Raw genomic sequence first — 15,076 nt, 5'->3', positions numbered from 1 at the left:
ACCAAGGACCTGGGCAAGGGCTTCGCGCTGGCGGTTGCCTATGTCGACACCAACGCCAAGGAAGTGGCCTACACCAGCGCCAACCGCGGCCGCTACCTGGGCAAGGCCACGGCCTGGGCCTCGATCACCAAGACTTTCTAATCATTGCCGCAGGCCGGGCAGGCAGCGCCGGCCTGCCCCGAGGAGAAATCGGATGAAACTCATCATCGCAGTCATCAAGCCGTTCAAGCTCGACGAAGTGCGCGAAGCGCTGTCGGACGTGGGCGTGTCCGGCATTACCGTGACCGAAGTGAAAGGCTTCGGCCGCCAGAAGGGCCACACCGAGCTGTACCGCGGCGCCGAATACATCGTCGACTTCCTGCCCAAGGTGAAGATCGAGGTGGCGGTGCCCGACGACGTGGTCGAGCGCGCCATCGAGGCGGTCGAGAAATCGGCCCGCACCGGCAAGATCGGCGACGGCAAGATCTTCGTGGCACCGATCGAGCAGGTCATCCGCATCCGCACCGGCGAGACCGGCGGCGATGCCCTGTGACCCGAGACAGCACATCACAAGAGGTTAAGCACATGAAAACCTGGTTCAAGCGATTCCTGACGGCCGGCGCGATGGCGCTGGCCATCGGCACGGCGGGCGTGGGCATCTCCACGCCGGCCGCCGCACAGGACAAGCCGGCCGCCGAGGCATCTGCCCCGGCCGCCTCCGCCGCCCCCGCTGCAGCCGCTGCCGAAGCTTCGGCGCCGGCTGCTCCCGCTGCCGCCGCGGCCGCACCGGCCGCCGCCCCCGCGGAAGCGGCCGCCGCGCCGGCCGCACCGGTGCCCAACAAGGGCGACACCGCCTGGCTGCTGGTCTCGACCGCCTTCGTGATCCTGATGACGCTGCCCGGCCTGGCGCTGTTCTACGGCGGCCTGGTGCGCTCCAAGAACATGCTGTCGGTGCTGATGCAGTGCCTGGTGATCTTCTCGCTGGTGGCGCTGCTGTGGGCGATCTATGGCTACAGCTTTGCCTTCACCGAGGGCAACGCCTTCTTCGGCGGCACCGACCGGCTCTTCATGAAGGGGCTGACGGTCGAGGCCGTGGCCGCCACCTTCAGCAAGGGCGTGGTGGTGCCGGAACTGGGCTACTTCGCCTTCCAGTGCGCCTTCGCCTGCATCACCTGCGGCCTGATCATCGGCGCCTTCGCCGAACGCGCCAAGTTCTCGGCCGTGCTGGTGTTCGTGGTGCTGTGGTTCACCTTCTCCTACATCCCGATGGCCCACATGGTCTGGTTCTGGCCGGGTCCGGACGCCTACACCGACGCTGCTGCCGGCGCCGCCGCGACCGCCAAGTCGGGCTGGCTGTTCCAGAAGGGCGCGCTCGACTTCGCCGGCGGCACCGTGGTGCACATCAACGCGGCCGTGGCCGGCCTGGTGGGCGCCTACATGTTCGGCAAGCGCATCGGCTTCGGCCGTGAGGCGATCCGTCCGCACAGCCTGACCTTCACCATGGTGGGTGCCTCGCTGCTGTGGTTCGGCTGGTTCGGCTTCAACGCCGGCTCGGCGCTGGAAGCCAACGGCTCGGCCGCGCTGGCCTTCGTCAACACGCTGCTGGCCACCTGCGCAGCAGTGCTGGCGTGGACCTTCGGCGAGTGGATCGGCAAGGGCAAGCCGTCGATGCTGGGCGGCGCCTCGGGCGCGGTGGCTGGCCTGGTGGCGATCACCCCGGCGGCCGGCTTTGTCGGCCCGATGGGCTCGATCGTGATGGGCCTGATCGCCGGCCTGCTGTGCCTGTGGGGAGTGACCGGCCTGAAGCGCATGCTGGGCATGGACGACTCGCTGGATGTGTTCGGCGTGCACGGCGTGGGCGGCATCGTGGGTGCGCTGCTGACCGGCGTGTTTGCCGCGCCCAGCCTCGGCGGCACGGGCATCTACGACTACGTGGCCAACAAGGTGGCGGACGACTACTCGATCGCCGGCCAGCTGTGGATCCAGTTCGAAGGCGTGCTGACCACCGTGGTGTGGTCCGGCGTGGTCGCCTTCGTGGCCTACAAGCTGGTGGACATGCTGATCGGCCTGCGGGTGCCGGAAGACGAAGAACGCGAGGGCCTGGATATCACCTCGCACGGCGAGACCGCGTATGAAGTCTGAGCGCAAAAGTGTTGTGCTGGAGAGCTGATTGGGAATCTTCTCTCAGGAGTTTTCGCCCGGCCGCGTGCCGGGCTTTTTTCTTTCCGGCATTGCCTGAGATTGCATACATTTGGCGGTCAGCCATGGCCGAACAACGCGTGCCGCGAATGCTTCGGGGGGACTTCCGAGCTTCCTCGCAAAACCCGCCAGCCGAGCGCCGGCAAGGGCTGGCTGGCGATCCCCCCGCGCGCTGCGCGGGCTTTTCGCAAAGTGCTTAACTCCGATCTTAAAAAGCTTCAATTGTCTTTAATGTGCGGGGCACATACATTGCCAGTGAGGCAGTTTCCTCCACCTGCAGAACGCTCCCCGTATCTGTCAGGCCATTTAAGAGCGCGGCATTGCCGCGCTTTTTTTTTGCCGGTGCGGCCGGCTCTTTATTTCGCGCCGCCCATCCCCATATCGTTATCCCTCAGGCCCGGCCATGCATATCCTTATAAGGGGTGTGCCAGCGCCTGGTTGGCCGTTCCTCTACAATCGGGGCGAACGATTAAGACGACGATTTATAGGATGGATATGGTCCCGCATCTCATCACCGCGCTGAACGGTCCGCTGCTCGAACTGGAAAAGAAAATCCTGGACGCCACGCCGTCCATCGAGCGCTGGTTCAGGCTGGAATGGCAGGAGCATACCCCTCCGTTCTATTGCTCGGTGGACCTGCGCAACGCCGGCTTCAAGCTGGCGCCGGTCGACACCAACCTGTTCCCGGGCGGATTCAACAACCTGGCCCCGGAAATGCTGCCGCTGGCGGTGCAGGCGGCGATGGCGGCGATCGAGAAGATCTGCCCGGACGCCAAGAACCTGCTGCTGATCCCCGAGCGGCATACCCGCAACATGTTCTACCTGCAGAACGTGGCGCGGCTGTCGCTGATCATGCGCCAGGCGGGCCTGAACGTGCGCCTGGGCTCGCTCTCCGAGGAAATCACCGAACCGACCCCGATCGAGCTGCCGGACGGCCAGACCCTGGTGGTCGAGCCGCTCGCGCGCCTGGGCACCAGGGGCCGCCGGCTGGGGCTGAAGGACTTCGACCCCTGTTCGATCCTGCTGAACAACGACCTGTCGGCCGGCATCCCGCCGATCCTGGAAAACATCAACGAGCAGTACCTGCTGCCGCCGCTGCATGCCGGCTGGTCCACGCGCCGCAAGAGCAGCCACTTTGCCGCCTATGACGAGGTGGCCAAGAAGTTCGCCAAGCTGATCGACATCGACCAGTGGATGGTCAACCCGTACTTCGCCCGCTGCTCCGGCGTGGACTTCCACGAGCGCGTGGGCGAGGAAGAACTGGCCGACGCGGTCGAGGGCGTGCTCAAGAAAATCGCCAAGAAGTACCGCGAGTACGGCATCAAGGAAACCCCGTACGTGGTGGTCAAGGCCGATGCCGGCACCTACGGCATGGGCATCATGACCGTGCGCGATCCGTCCGAGGTCAAGGGCCTGAACCGGAAGGAGCGCAACAAGATGAGCGTCGTCAAGGAAGGCCTGGAGGTCAGCGACGTCATCATCCAGGAAGGCGTGCACACCTTCGAGAAGGTCAATGAAGCGGTGGCCGAGCCGGTGGTGTACATGATCGACCGCTACGTGGTCGGCGGCTTCTACCGCGTGCACACGGGCCGCGGCAACGACGAGAACCTGAACGCGCCGGGCATGCATTTCGTGCCGCTGGCGTTTGCGCCCAACGGTATCCCCGACTCCCACGCCAAGCCCGGCGCGGCGGTGCCTAACCGGTTCTACATGTACGGCGTGGTGGCGCGATTGGCGCTGCTGGCGGCGTCCCTGGAACTCGAGAAAACCGACCCGAACCCGATCCTGTGACGAGCCCCATGCGCATCCTCTTCATCACTGACCCGCTGGAGACCTTCAAGACCTACAAGGACTCCACCTACGCCATGATGACCGAGGCCGCCGCGCGCGGCCACGAGCTGTACTGGTGCTTGCAGCCGCAACTGACCCTGTCCGGCCGTGTGGTCGAGACCATGGCCACGCGACTGCACCTGACCGGCGACGACCACGCCTGGTACCGCGAAGGCAACAGCGCGCTGGAGCCGCTGTCGGCATTCGACGCGGTGCTGATGCGCAAGGACCCGCCCTTCGACATGGAGTACGTCACCAGCACCTGGCTGCTGGAGCTGGCCGAGGCGCAGGGCGCGCGCGTGTTCAACAAGCCGCGCGCGATCCGCGACCATTCCGAGAAGCTGGCGATTGCCCAGTACCCGGAATTCATCACGCCGACGCTGGTTACGCGCGACCTGGCACGCATCCGCGACTTCCACGCCGAGCACCGCGACATCATCGTCAAGCCGCTCGACGGCATGGGCGGCATGGGCGTGTTCCGCGTCGGCGCGGACGGCATGAACCTGGCCGCGATCGTCGAGACTTTGGGCCACGACGGCGCCCGCACGCTGATGGTGCAGCGCTATATCCCGGCGATCAAGGACGGCGACAAGCGCATCCTGCTGATCGGCGGCGTGCCGGTGCCATATTCGCTGGCGCGCGTGCCGATGGCCGGCGAGGTGCGCGGCAACCTGGCTGCCGGCGGCACCGGCCGCGCGCAGGAACTGAGCCCGCGCGACCGCGAGATCGCCGAGGCCCTGGCGCCGGGGCTGTGGGAGCAGGGCCTGCTGCTGGTGGGCCTGGACGTCATCGGCGACTACCTGACCGAGGTCAATGTGACGAGTCCGACCTGTTTCCAGGAGATCACCCAGCAAACCGGCTTCCATGTCGCGGCGATGTTCATCGACGCGCTGGAGCACGCCGTGGACGCGGCCGGGCGCTGAGCCTGGCCGGCAGCGGGAGCGCGGGGGGCCGCCTGCTACAATCGGGGCAATCCAACGGATTCACCATCATGGCAGGCATTCTGATCATCGCGCACACCCCGCTGGCTTCGGCGCTGCGCGATTGCGCCGCCCACGTCTACTGCGGCCAGCCGCAGCGGCTGGAATCCATCGACGTCCTTCCCGATGCCGACCCCGCCGTCGTGCTGGCCGAGGCCAGGCGCCGGCTGGCGGCCATCTGCGAGGACAACGGCGCGCTGGTCCTCACCGATATCTTCGGCGCCACCCCCGCCAATATTGCCGCACGCCTGGCCGAGCCGGGCCGCGTGCGGGTGCTGGCCGGCGTCAACCTTCCCATGCTCGTGCGCGCGATCTGCTACCGCGGCGAAAAGCTCGACCAGCTTGCCACCAAGGCCCTGGCCGGCGGCTCGCAGGGTGTGCTGCAGGTCGGCACCACGACTGTCCAGAACCAAACCGCAAACCATCCCGACAAATATGCTGCAGAGGGACACCACCATCATCAATAAACTCGGCCTGCATGCGCGCGCGTCCGCCAAGCTGACCCAGCTCGCCGGCAACTTTGTCAGCCAGGTCAAGATGTCCCGCAATGGTCGCCAGGTCGACGCCAAGAGCATCATGGGCGTCATGATGCTGGCCGCCGGGATCGGCTCGACGGTGACCCTCGAGACCGACGGCCCCGACGAGCAGGAGGCGATGGACGCGCTGCTGGCGCTGATCGCCAACCGCTTTGGTGAGGGAGAGTGAGGCCGGCGGCCTCGACCCGAATTCTTAAACGTTCCTGACGGAGCGGTACATGCCTTTCGCCCTGCACGGCATCCCGGTCTCGCGCGGCGTCGCCATCGGGCGCGCGCACCTGCTTGCGCCCGCGGCGCTGGACGTGTCGCACTACCTGGTCGATGAAGACCAGCTCGACGCCGAGGTCGAACGGCTGCGCGCAGCGCGCGCCGCGGTGCGGGCGGAGCTGGCCGCGCTCAAGCGCGACCTGCCGCGCGATGCGCCCGAGGAGCTGGGCGCATTCCTGGACGTGCACGCGATGATCCTCGACGACGAGGCGCTGGCGCGCGAGCCCGAGGCCCTGATCCGGGGCCGCCGCTACAACGCAGAGTGGGCACTTACCACGCGCCTCGAAGAGCTGATGCGCCAGTTCGACGAGATCGAGGATGAATACCTGCGCGAGCGCAAGACCGATATCCGGCAGGTGGTCGAGCGCATCCTGAAGGCGCTCGCCGGGGCTCCGGTGCTGGTGCCCGCGCCGGTGCCGGCGCTGGCCGCCGACGGCGAGGCCGCGACCGGGGTGATCGTGGTGGCCCACGATATCGCCCCGGCCGACATGCTGCAGTTCCGCCATACCATCTTCCACGGCTTCGTCACCGACATGGGCGGACGCACCTCGCATACCGCCATCGTCGCGCGCAGCCTGGACATCCCGGCCGCGGTCGGCGTGCAGAGCGCGAGCGAGCTGATCCGCCAGGACGACTGGATCATCATCGACGGCGATGCCGGGCTGGTGATCGTCGACCCGACCGCCATCATCCTGGAAGAGTACCGCCACCGGCAGAGCGAGCGCGCGCTGGAAAAGAAGCGCCTGCAGCGGCTGCGGCATACCCCGGCGGTGACGCTGGACGGGCTGGAAATCGACCTGCTGGCCAATATCGAGATGGCCGAGGACGCCGGCGCGGCGCTGGCGGCCGGCGCGGTCGGCGTGGGCCTGTTCCGTTCCGAATTCCTGTTCATGAACCGGCGCGACGAGTTGCCGGGCGAGGACGAGCAGTTCCAGGCCTACCGCGGCGCGGTCGATGCCATGCACGGGCTGCCGGTGACTATCCGCACCATCGACATCGGCGCCGACAAGCCGCTCGATGCCCGCGGCGATGAATTCGAGACCGCGCTGAACCCGGCGCTGGGCCTGCGCGCGATCCGCTGGTCGCTGTCCGAGCCGGGCATGTTCCTGACCCAGCTGCGCGCGCTGCTGCGGGCTTCGGCCTTCGGCCCGGTGCGGCTGCTGGTGCCGATGCTGGCGCATGCCAGCGAGATCGACCAGACCCTGGCGCTGATCGCCAAGGCCAAGCGCCAGCTCGACGAGCGCGGCGAGGCCTATGACCCGGGCATGAAGGTCGGCGCCATGATCGAGATCCCGGCGGCGGTGCTGCTGCTGCCGCTGTTCCTGCGCAAGATGGACTTCCTGTCCATCGGCACCAACGACCTGATCCAGTACACGCTGGCCATCGATCGCGCCGACAACGCGGTGGCGCACCTGTTCGACCCGCTGCACCCGGCGGTGCTGCAGCTGGTGGCGCGCACCATCCGCGAGGCCAACCGCGCCGGCGTGCCGGTGGCCGTGTGCGGCGAAATGGCGGGCGACCCGTCCATGACCCGGCTGCTGCTGGGCATGGGGCTGCGCGAGTTCTCGATGCACCCGGCGCAGCTGCTGCGGGTCAAGCAGGAGATCCTGCATGCCCACTGCGAACGGCTCGAGCCGCTGGTCGACCAGGTCCTGCAGGCCTTCGATCCCGAGGAGCAGGCGGCCGCCCTGCGGCAGCTGGCACGACCCTGAGGCCATCAGGGTTTTCTGATGCGGAAAGGCGGCTGGTGCAGCACTTCTGCAAGCCGGAAAGTGCCGCCTCAGCCGCCTTCCTTTTGCATCCTGTGGCGTCTACCCGACCTCTCCCAATGTGGCTTAATGGGAATTGTTATCATTATTGATCTCTGATATTCTGACGTTCATTCGCAGTGGCATGCCGGTGCCACGCGCCCCAACGGAGGGACTTGTGTACGTCTGCATCTGCAACCAGATCACCGATCGTGAGATTCACGGTGCTGCGCACCTGGGCATCGAAACCCTCGACGAACTGGCCGAAACGCTTGGCGTCGGCACCTGCTGCGGCCGCTGCCGCGAGTGCGCGCACCAGGTGTTGCAGGAAGGCGTGGCGGCGGTGCGCAATGTCACCGTTGCGACCCTCGCCAACATCCAGGTTGTGGAGATTTCTTCCTGTTCCGCGTCGGGCCCATGTACCATAATGGACACTCGGGATCCGGCAGTCGCGAACGACCAGCGCAAGGCGCTGGTGGCCTGAACGCGCCCATGAACTGAAGACCAGTTCACGGCGCGCTTTTGCGCTTTTTCCTTTTTCACTGACTGCACGGCGCCATTGGCGCCGTTTCGTGTTTTTGCGCGGGCCCGGTGCAACAGGAGCCGCCAATGAAAGGTGACAAGAAGGTCATCCAGCATCTGAACGCCCAGCTCAAGAACGAGCTGACCGCGATCAACCAGTATTTCCTGCACGCCCGCATGTATCGCCACTGGGGCCTGAAGAAGCTCGGCGACGTGGAGTACAAGGAATCGATCGGCGAAATGAAGCACGCCGACCGCCTGATCGAGCGCATCCTGATGCTGGACGGCCTGCCCAACCTGCAGGATCTGCACAAGCTGCTGCTCGGCGAAGACACGCCCGAGATGCTCAAGTGCGACCTGAAGCTGGAGCAGACCGCGCACGCCACCGTCAAGGAAGGCATCGCCTACTGCGAATCCGTAGGCGATTACGTCAGCCGCGAAATCCTGGTCGATATACTCACCGATACCGAGGAACATATCGAATACCTGGAAACGCAGCTGGACCTGATCGACAAGGTCGGGCTGCAGAACTACCTGCAGTCGCAGATGGAGCCGGGCGAGCAATAAGCCGGTTTCCGGCGTGGGCGCTCTCGATGAGCGGCCGCCCCAGCGCGCGGCGCCGTTCGGCTCCGCCTTGTTGCTCGCCTGCAGGCAGTAACCCTTCTCATTCCGATTCCTGTTCTTTATCCAGGCGTCCCTGGCGGGCAAAGGCTCCTGTCCCGCCACGGCGCCGCGCAAATCTCACCCTACGATTAATGATGCGCCCTGACACCGCGGACTTCCGCACCCTGTTCCTCAGCGGCGTGGCCATGCTTGACGTGCGCGCGCCGCTGGAATTCGCGCGCGGGGCCTTCCCCGGCGCGGTCAACCTGCCGCTGATGGATGATGCCGAGCGCCACGAGGTGGGCCTGTGCTATGCGCAGAAGGGCCAGCAGGCGGCAATCGAACTTGGCCACCAGCTGGTGTCCGGGCTGCGCAAGGCCGCGCGGATCGCAGCCTGGGCGGAGTTTGCGCGCGCGCATCCGGACGGCTACCTGTATTGCTTCCGCGGCGGGCTGCGCTCGCAGCTGGTGCAGCAATGGCTGCATGCGGCCGGTGTCGATTACCCCCGCGTGACCGGCGGCTACAAGGCCATGCGCGGCTTCCTGATCGAGACCACCGATGCCGCGGCGGCCGAGCAGCAATGGTTTGTGCTGGGCGGCCTGACCGGCAGCGGCAAGACCGATGTGCTGGCCGACGTGCCCGCCGCGATCGACCTCGAAGGCCATGCGCGGCACCGCGGCTCGGCCTTCGGCCGGCGCGCGCTGGCGCAGCCGCCGCAGATCGATTTCGAGAACGCGCTGGCCATCGACGTGCTGCGGCATATTGACGCAGGCTGGCGCGCGCTGCTGGTGGAGGACGAGGGCCGCTTTATCGGCAGCCGCGACGTGCCGCAGGTGCTGACGCAGCGCATGCAGGCCAGCCCGCTGGTGTGGCTGGAAGCGTCGTTCGACGAACGCGTGGAGCGCGTGCTGCGCGACTATGTGCAGGGGCTGGCGGCGGAGTTCATTGCCGAGAAGGGCAGCACGGAAGGCTTCGAAGCCTACGCCACGCGCCTGCGCGAGGCCATGGCCGGGATCTCGCCGCGGCTGGGCGGTGCCCGCTACGGCAAGCTGTCGGCGTTGCTGGACCAGGCGCTGGCGCAGCAGGCGGAGCGGGGCGAAGTGGATCTGCACCGCGGCTGGATCGAAGTGCTGCTGCGCGAGTACTACGATCCGATGTACGCCTTCCAGCGCGAACAGCGCGAGGCGCGCATCGTCTTTCGCGGTGACCGCGCCGCAGTCACCGACTGGCTGCGGGCGCACACGGCGCAGCGGGGCTAGTCTGCCGATTCAGTGCCCGGCGCAGACCGGGCAATCCGGCGTGCGTGCCAGCCGCATCGTGGTCCATTCCATCGACAGCGCATTGACCATCAGCAGCCGGCCCGCCAGGCTCTCGCCGACACCCGCGAGCAGCTTGAGCGCCTCGGCCGCCTGCACGGTGCCGACCATGCCGACCAGCGGCGCGAACACGCCCATGGTGGCGCAGGCCACTTCCGGCGCGGGTTCGGCCGGCGGGAACAGGCAGGCGTAGCAGGGCGCGTCGGGCTGGCGCCGGTCGAACACGCTGATCTGGCCATCGAAGCGCAGCGCCGCGCCTGACACCAGCGGCACCTTGTGGCGCACGCAGGCGCGGTTGACTGCCTGGCGCGTAGCGAAGTTGTCGCAGCAATCGAGCACCACGTCGGCGCTGGCGACGAGCTGGGCAAGCTCTGCATCGCCCACGCGCGCGGGCACCGTCACGATCTCCAGCCCCGGGTTGATGCGCAGCATGCCTTCGCGCGCCGAATCCACCTTGGGCCGGCCCACGTTGGCGGTGGTGTGGATGATCTGGCGCTGCAGGTTGGTCAGGTCGACTTCATCGTCGTCGACCACCGTGATGCGGCCCACCCCGGCCGAGGCCAGGAAGGGCAGCGCGGCCGCGCCCAGGCCGCCGGCACCGATCACCAGCGCATGGCCGGCAAGCAGGCGCCGCTGGCCCTCGATGCCGAGCTCGTCCAGCAGGATGTGGCGCGAGTAGCGCAGCAGTTGTTCGTCGTTGAGGCCGTCGTCGCTCATGAGGTAATCCCTCGAGTGCTGAAGGGGAGGGCGGTTTTGGGTGCTCCAAAGCCGCCCGAGCTAGCCCAAGCAAGGTGTACTCCCTCTCCCCTCATGGGGAGAGGGGAGCAAACCGGCAGCCTGAATAAAGCCCCAGGCTCTCAGGGTGCCTTGCCCGTCGGCGTGCCCAGCGGCTCGCCGATCGGAGCGCTGGCCGGCGGCTGCTTGCCGGGGGCCGGCGCCGCCGGCTTGGCTGCCGGTGCGCTGGCGCCCTTGGCGCCGCTCTTGCCCGAGGGCTTGGCCGCCTTGCCGTTGTCGGCCGGCGGATTGGTTTCCAGCTTCGACTTGGAGCGCTTGACCGGCTGGCCGTTGAGCTGGGCGATGGCCTGCTGCAGCATGAAGTCGTCGGCCGTACCGAATTCAACCGGCTTCTTGCGGCGGTCCTTCTCGCGCTCTTCCGGCGTCTTCTTCGCGTTCTCTTCTTCCAGGCGGCGCAGTTCGTCCACGCGGCGCTGCTCGCGCTCGGTCATTTCCGGCTGTTCCGATTCCTGCTTGTTGTGCAGGTGGCGCTCGGTGTCGATTTCGCGCGTGATCAGCGCGTCGTCCGGATCGCCTTCGGGGTTCTGGTCGACCGGGATGTCCGGACGGATGCCCTTGGCCTGGATCGACTTGCCGCTCGGCGTGTAGTAGTACGCGATGGTCAGCTTGATGCCGGTGTCGTTGGTCAGCGGGCGCACGGTCTGCACCGAGCCCTTGCCGAAGGTGGTCTTGCCCATGATCTGCGCGCGGTGATGATCCTGCAGCGCGCCCGCCACGATCTCGGAGGCCGAGGCCGAGTAGGCGTTGGTCAGCACCACCATCGGGATCTTCTTGTAGAGCGCGGGCAGGTCCTTGAGCGGATCGTCTTCGAGCGACGACAGGCGGTAGTTGTTGTACGTCGCCTTGTACACGCGCTTGGCATCGGGCACCTGGCCGTTGGTGGACACCACCGTGGCGTCTTCCGGCAGGAAGGCCGCGGCCACGCCGACCGCGCCCTGCAGCACGCCGCCGCCGTTGTTGCGCAGGTCCAGCACCAGGCCCTTCATGTTGGGGTTCTTCTGCGCCAGTTCGGCCAGCTTGCGGGACAGGTCGGCGATGGTGCGTTCCTGGAAGCTGGTCAGGCGGATCCAGCCGATATTGTTGTCCAGCATCTTGGCCTTGACCGACTGCACGCGGATCTCGGCGCGCGTGATCGAGACCGGGAAGGTGCGTTCCTCGCTCTTGCGGTAGATGGTCAGCGTGACCTTGGTGCCGGGCTCGCCGCGCATGCGCTTGACCGCCTGCTCCAGCGGCAGGCCGCGCACGGGCTTGTCGTCGATGCGGGTGATCAGGTCGCCCGGCTGGATGCCGGCGCGGAAGGCAGGGGTGTCCTCGATCGGGTTGATCACCTTGACCAGGCCTTCTTCCTGCGAGATCTCGATGCCCAGGCCGGCGAAGCGTCCGCGCGTGCCTTCTTGCAGTTCCTTGAAGTCTTTCTCGTCGAGATAGGACGAATGCGGGTCGAGGCTGGCGACCATGCCCTTGATGGCTTCGGTCAGCAGCTTCTTGTCATCGACCGGCTCCACGTACTCGCGCTTGATCTGCCCGAAGATATCGGCCATCAGCCGCAGCTGGTCAAGCGGCAAGGGCCCCGATGAATTCTGGGCGGTCGCCGAAATCTGCAGCGTGGCGAGCACGCCGGCGACGAGGCCGACAGAAACCAGGCTGATGTTCTTGAGGGTCTTGCGCATGAGGGCTGCCTGAACGTGTACTCGAAGTACTGGTGTACGGTATGGGGATTATGCCGGCTGCGGCCGCCCGGCGCCGGGCGGTTTGTCGGACAGTATAAGTGCGAGTGGTGGAAAGGGCCTGTCCCGTCCCGGCTCAGGGTGGGCGGCCGCACATCCGCGCGCGGCCGCCCGGGCGGGCTTCAGCGTGCCTTGCCCTGGCTGGCCACGGCCGCCAGCGAGGCGGCGATGGCGTCCTGGTCACCCAGGTAGTAGTGGCGCAGGGGGCGCAGGTCGGCGTCCAGCTCATAGACGAGCGGGGTGCCGTTGGGGATATTGAGTCCGACGATATCGTCATCCGAGATCTGGTCCAGGTATTTCACCAGCGCGCGGATGCTGTTGCCATGGGCGGCAATGACCACGCGCTTGCCCGATTGGATGTCGGGGGCAATGGATTCGTTCCACAGCGGCATCACGCGGGCCACGGTGTCCTTCAGGCATTCGGTCAGCGGGATCTCATTGCGCGGCACATTGGCGTAGCGCGGATCGTCGTACGAGGCACGCGGATCGGTGGGCTCCAGCGCGGGCGGCGGCGTGTCATAGCTGCGGCGCCACACCAGCACCTGCTCGTCGCCGAACTTGGCGGCCGTTTCTGCCTTGTTCAGGCCGGCCAGCGCGCCGTAGTGGCGCTCGTTCAGGCGCCATTCGTTGCGCACCGGGATCCACATCAGGTCCATTTCATCCTGCACATGCCACAGCGTGCGGATGGCACGCTTGAGCACCGAGGTATAGGCCACGTCAAAGCCCAGGCCGGCATCCTTGAGCAGCTTGCCGGCCTGGCGCGCCTGGTCGGCGCCGGTTTCGGTCAGGTCGACGTCGACCCAGCCGGTAAAGCGGTTTTCAAGGTTCCACGTGGATTCGCCGTGGCGGATGAGGACGAGCTTGTACATGCTGCTGCTTCCAGAGAGTAGGTAACCTGCATGCGTCCGCGCCGTCACCTGGAAGGGCTGATGGGTTCCTTGTGGACATCCCATGTCTCAGACAGGCGACAATGGCGGATGGCCATGCGACGGCAGGGCCTGGACGCCAAACCGCGTATTTTATAATGCCGCCGACCCAACCTACCGGAATGCCAACGTGAATTTCTTCGCCGACTACAACAACCTCGCTCTGATCGCCCTTGCCGTGGTCTCGGGCGGCCTGCTGGCCTGGCCCGCGATCTCGCGCAGCACCCGCGGCAAGACCGTCAATACGGCCACCGCGACCCAGCTGATCAACAAGCGCGGCGCGGTCGTGGTCGACATCCGCGAGCCCGCCGAGTATGCCAAGGGTCACCTGCCGCAAGCCAAGAGCGCTCCGCTGGCCGACCTGCCCTCGCGCGCGGCCGGCCTTGCAAAGGACAAGGCTGCCCCCATCATCGTCGTGTGCCAGACCGGCCAGCGCTCGGGCAAGGCCCAGGCAGCGTTGAAGGAAGCCGGTTACAGTGAGATCTACGCGCTCGAGGGCGGCATCGCCGCCTGGCAGCAGGCAGGCCTGCCGCTGGTGAAGTAATCCCGGGCAGCACCGCCGTATCCGTCACAAGGCGCGCCCCCGGCCAGGCCGGGCCGCGCGCGCATTGCATTCAAGGAGAACCCGCATGGCCCGTGTCGTCATGTACAGCACCGTGGTGTGCCCGTATTGCCTGATGGCTGAACGCCTGCTCAAGTCCAGGGGCGTGGAAACGATCGAGAAGGTCCTGATCGACCGCGAACCCGGCAAGCGCGAAGAGATGATGGCCCGTACCGGTCGCCGCACCGTGCCGCAGATCTACATCGACGAGACCCACGTGGGTGGCTTCGACGACCTCTCGGCGCTGGACCGCCAGGGCGGCCTGGTGCCGCTGCTGGCCGCCTGAGCCGGTTGCGCCGGTTGCGCCGGCGCTGGCGCGGAATCGTCTGATTCCGCGCCGCGCTGGTTCCGGCTTACCCCCGGCGCGGGTGAATTCGCCACCCGCGTCATGTACCATATGCGTTTTTCAAGCGGGCACCGGCCAGCCTTGCACGATGCAAGGATTGCGGCCGCCGCGCCCGATGCACACCAGCCCATCCTCCCGGAAGCCTTTCATGAGCGACCAGCAAAACACCCAGCAGGACGATCAACCCTTCTTCAACATCCAGCGCGTCTACCTGAAAGACATGTCGCTGGAGCAGCCCAATTCGCCCGGCATCTTCCTGGAATCGGAAGCCCCGTCGGTGGAAGTGCAGGTCAACGTCGGCGCTTCGCAGCTGCAGGAAGGGATCTTCGAGGTGGTGGTGACGGGCACCGTGACGACCAAGGTGCAGGACAAGGTTGCCTTCCTGGTGGAAGCGCACCAGGCCGGCATCTTCGATATCCGCAACGTGCCGGTGGAGCAGCTGGACCCGCTGCTGGGCATCGCCTGCCCGACCATCCTGTACCCGTACCTGCGCGGCAATATCGCTGACGTGATCACCCGCGCCGGCTTCCAGGCCATCCACCTGTCGGAAATCAACTTCCAGGCGCTGTATGAGCAACGCCTGCAGGCCGCCATGGAAGAAGCCCAGGGTGCCGAAGGCGGCAACAGCGGCATCGTGATGCCCGACGGCAGCCAGGCCCGCCACTGATTCCGGCGTCCTGAGCCATCATCGAAACGGGGCT

The 15,076-nt window shown here is 66.6% G+C and carries 17 protein-coding genes; 14 read left to right on the top strand and 3 right to left on the bottom strand.

The annotated features are described in order from the left end of the window. The 11 genes from AC3WRI_RS29090 to mnmH all read left to right on the top strand — a co-directional run. Nucleotides 1–141, top strand: a 141-nt coding sequence (locus AC3WRI_RS29090) for a TorF family putative porin (RefSeq protein WP_492294590.1), incomplete at its 5' end; no start/stop codon positions are given. 52 nt (nt 142–193) lie between these two features. Then, complete coding sequence (locus AC3WRI_RS29085; protein WP_010814843.1) at nt 194–532, top strand: P-II family nitrogen regulator; 339 nt, start codon at nt 194–196, stop codon at nt 530–532. Nucleotides 533–564: 32 nt separating this feature from the next. Beyond that, complete coding sequence (amt, locus tag AC3WRI_RS29080; RefSeq protein WP_010814842.1) at nt 565–2,121, top strand: ammonium transporter; 1,557 nt, start codon at nt 565–567, stop codon at nt 2,119–2,121. A gap of 552 nt (nt 2,122–2,673) precedes the next feature. Beyond that, a complete protein-coding gene (gene gshA / locus AC3WRI_RS29075) occupies nt 2,674–3,969 on the top strand; it encodes a glutamate--cysteine ligase (RefSeq protein ID WP_011614459.1) in 1,296 nt (431 codons plus the stop codon). Between the two features lie 8 nt (nt 3,970–3,977). Continuing rightward, nucleotides 3,978–4,931, top strand: a complete 954-nt coding sequence (gene gshB / locus AC3WRI_RS29070) for a glutathione synthase (protein ID WP_010814840.1) — start codon at nt 3,978–3,980, stop codon at nt 4,929–4,931. A gap of 68 nt (nt 4,932–4,999) precedes the next feature. Then, on the top strand, nt 5,000–5,455 hold the full coding sequence (locus tag AC3WRI_RS29065; protein ID WP_010814839.1) for a PTS sugar transporter subunit IIA: 456 nt from the start codon (nt 5,000–5,002) through the stop codon (nt 5,453–5,455). Continuing rightward, entirely contained in the window at nt 5,424–5,693 is a 270-nt protein-coding gene (locus AC3WRI_RS29060; RefSeq protein WP_010814838.1) for an HPr family phosphocarrier protein, read from the top strand. Before AC3WRI_RS29065 ends, AC3WRI_RS29060 begins: the two co-directional genes overlap by 32 nt. 49 nt (nt 5,694–5,742) lie before the next feature. Beyond that, on the top strand, nt 5,743–7,503 hold the full coding sequence (gene ptsP / locus AC3WRI_RS29055; protein WP_010814837.1) for a phosphoenolpyruvate--protein phosphotransferase: 1,761 nt from the start codon (nt 5,743–5,745) through the stop codon (nt 7,501–7,503). A 214-nt stretch (nt 7,504–7,717) separates the two neighbouring features. Then, nucleotides 7,718–8,023 carry a (2Fe-2S)-binding protein gene (locus tag AC3WRI_RS29050; RefSeq protein WP_010814836.1) on the top strand — a complete coding sequence of 102 codons (306 nt, stop codon included), beginning with the start codon at nt 7,718–7,720 and terminating at the stop codon, nt 8,021–8,023. A 125-nt stretch (nt 8,024–8,148) separates the two neighbouring features. After that, entirely contained in the window at nt 8,149–8,628 is a 480-nt protein-coding gene (bfr, locus tag AC3WRI_RS29045; protein ID WP_010814835.1) for a bacterioferritin, read from the top strand. A gap of 191 nt (nt 8,629–8,819) precedes the next feature. Beyond that, a complete protein-coding gene (gene mnmH, locus AC3WRI_RS29040) occupies nt 8,820–9,923 on the top strand; it encodes a tRNA 2-selenouridine(34) synthase MnmH (RefSeq protein WP_010814834.1) in 1,104 nt (367 codons plus the stop codon). 9 nt (nt 9,924–9,932) lie between these two features. Here the strand turns inward: mnmH and AC3WRI_RS29035 are convergent, their stop codons facing one another. The 3 genes from AC3WRI_RS29035 to gpmA all read right to left on the bottom strand — a co-directional run bounded on the left by AC3WRI_RS29035 (nt 9,933) and on the right by gpmA (nt 13,371). Continuing rightward, entirely contained in the window at nt 9,933–10,697 is a 765-nt protein-coding gene (locus tag AC3WRI_RS29035; RefSeq protein WP_010814833.1) for a HesA/MoeB/ThiF family protein, read from the bottom strand. Between the two features lie 140 nt (nt 10,698–10,837). Next, nucleotides 10,838–12,445, bottom strand: a complete 1,608-nt coding sequence (locus AC3WRI_RS29030) for a S41 family peptidase (RefSeq protein WP_010814832.1) — start codon at nt 12,443–12,445, stop codon at nt 10,838–10,840. 179 nt (nt 12,446–12,624) lie between these two features. Continuing rightward, entirely contained in the window at nt 12,625–13,371 is a 747-nt protein-coding gene (gene gpmA, locus AC3WRI_RS29025; RefSeq protein ID WP_010814831.1) for a 2,3-diphosphoglycerate-dependent phosphoglycerate mutase, read from the bottom strand. Between the two features lie 187 nt (nt 13,372–13,558). Here gpmA and AC3WRI_RS29020 point away from each other — a divergent pair, with 187 nt between their 5' ends. From AC3WRI_RS29020 to secB, 3 genes are all read left to right on the top strand, one after another. Further along, entirely contained in the window at nt 13,559–13,972 is a 414-nt protein-coding gene (locus AC3WRI_RS29020) for a rhodanese-like domain-containing protein (RefSeq protein ID WP_010814830.1), read from the top strand. Nucleotides 13,973–14,057: 85 nt separating this feature from the next. Beyond that, nucleotides 14,058–14,315 (top strand): glutaredoxin 3, encoded by a 258-nt coding sequence (grxC, locus tag AC3WRI_RS29015; RefSeq protein WP_010814829.1) that lies wholly within the window; start codon nt 14,058–14,060, stop codon nt 14,313–14,315. 208 nt (nt 14,316–14,523) lie between these two features. After that, nucleotides 14,524–15,042, top strand: a complete 519-nt coding sequence (secB, locus tag AC3WRI_RS29010; protein ID WP_010814828.1) for a protein-export chaperone SecB — start codon at nt 14,524–14,526, stop codon at nt 15,040–15,042. The last annotated feature ends 34 nt before the right edge of the window (nt 15,043–15,076 follow it).

The organism is Cupriavidus sp. FW305-27 (assembly GCF_058787995.1).
This window is presented reverse-complemented; position numbering and strand designations above follow the sequence as displayed.

Coding starts and splice junctions, on each gene's coding strand:
- ptsP (WP_010814837.1), top strand. CDS start 5,743: ATGCCTTTCGCCCTGCACGGCATCCCGGTCTCGCGCGGCGTCGCCATC.
- AC3WRI_RS29060 (WP_010814838.1), top strand. CDS start 5,424: ATGCTGCAGAGGGACACCACCATCATCAATAAACTCGGCCTGCATGCG.
- bfr (WP_010814835.1), top strand. CDS start 8,149: ATGAAAGGTGACAAGAAGGTCATCCAGCATCTGAACGCCCAGCTCAAG.
- gshA (WP_011614459.1), top strand. CDS start 2,674: ATGGTCCCGCATCTCATCACCGCGCTGAACGGTCCGCTGCTCGAACTG.
- grxC (WP_010814829.1), top strand. CDS start 14,058: ATGGCCCGTGTCGTCATGTACAGCACCGTGGTGTGCCCGTATTGCCTG.
- secB (WP_010814828.1), top strand. CDS start 14,524: ATGAGCGACCAGCAAAACACCCAGCAGGACGATCAACCCTTCTTCAAC.
- AC3WRI_RS29030 (WP_010814832.1), bottom strand. CDS start 12,445: ATGCGCAAGACCCTCAAGAACATCAGCCTGGTTTCTGTCGGCCTCGTC.
- AC3WRI_RS29065 (WP_010814839.1), top strand. CDS start 5,000: ATGGCAGGCATTCTGATCATCGCGCACACCCCGCTGGCTTCGGCGCTG.
- gpmA (WP_010814831.1), bottom strand. CDS start 13,371: ATGTACAAGCTCGTCCTCATCCGCCACGGCGAATCCACGTGGAACCTT.
- gshB (WP_010814840.1), top strand. CDS start 3,978: ATGCGCATCCTCTTCATCACTGACCCGCTGGAGACCTTCAAGACCTAC.
- AC3WRI_RS29035 (WP_010814833.1), bottom strand. CDS start 10,697: ATGAGCGACGACGGCCTCAACGACGAACAACTGCTGCGCTACTCGCGC.
- AC3WRI_RS29085 (WP_010814843.1), top strand. CDS start 194: ATGAAACTCATCATCGCAGTCATCAAGCCGTTCAAGCTCGACGAAGTG.
- mnmH (WP_010814834.1), top strand. CDS start 8,820: ATGCGCCCTGACACCGCGGACTTCCGCACCCTGTTCCTCAGCGGCGTG.
- amt (WP_010814842.1), top strand. CDS start 565: ATGAAAACCTGGTTCAAGCGATTCCTGACGGCCGGCGCGATGGCGCTG.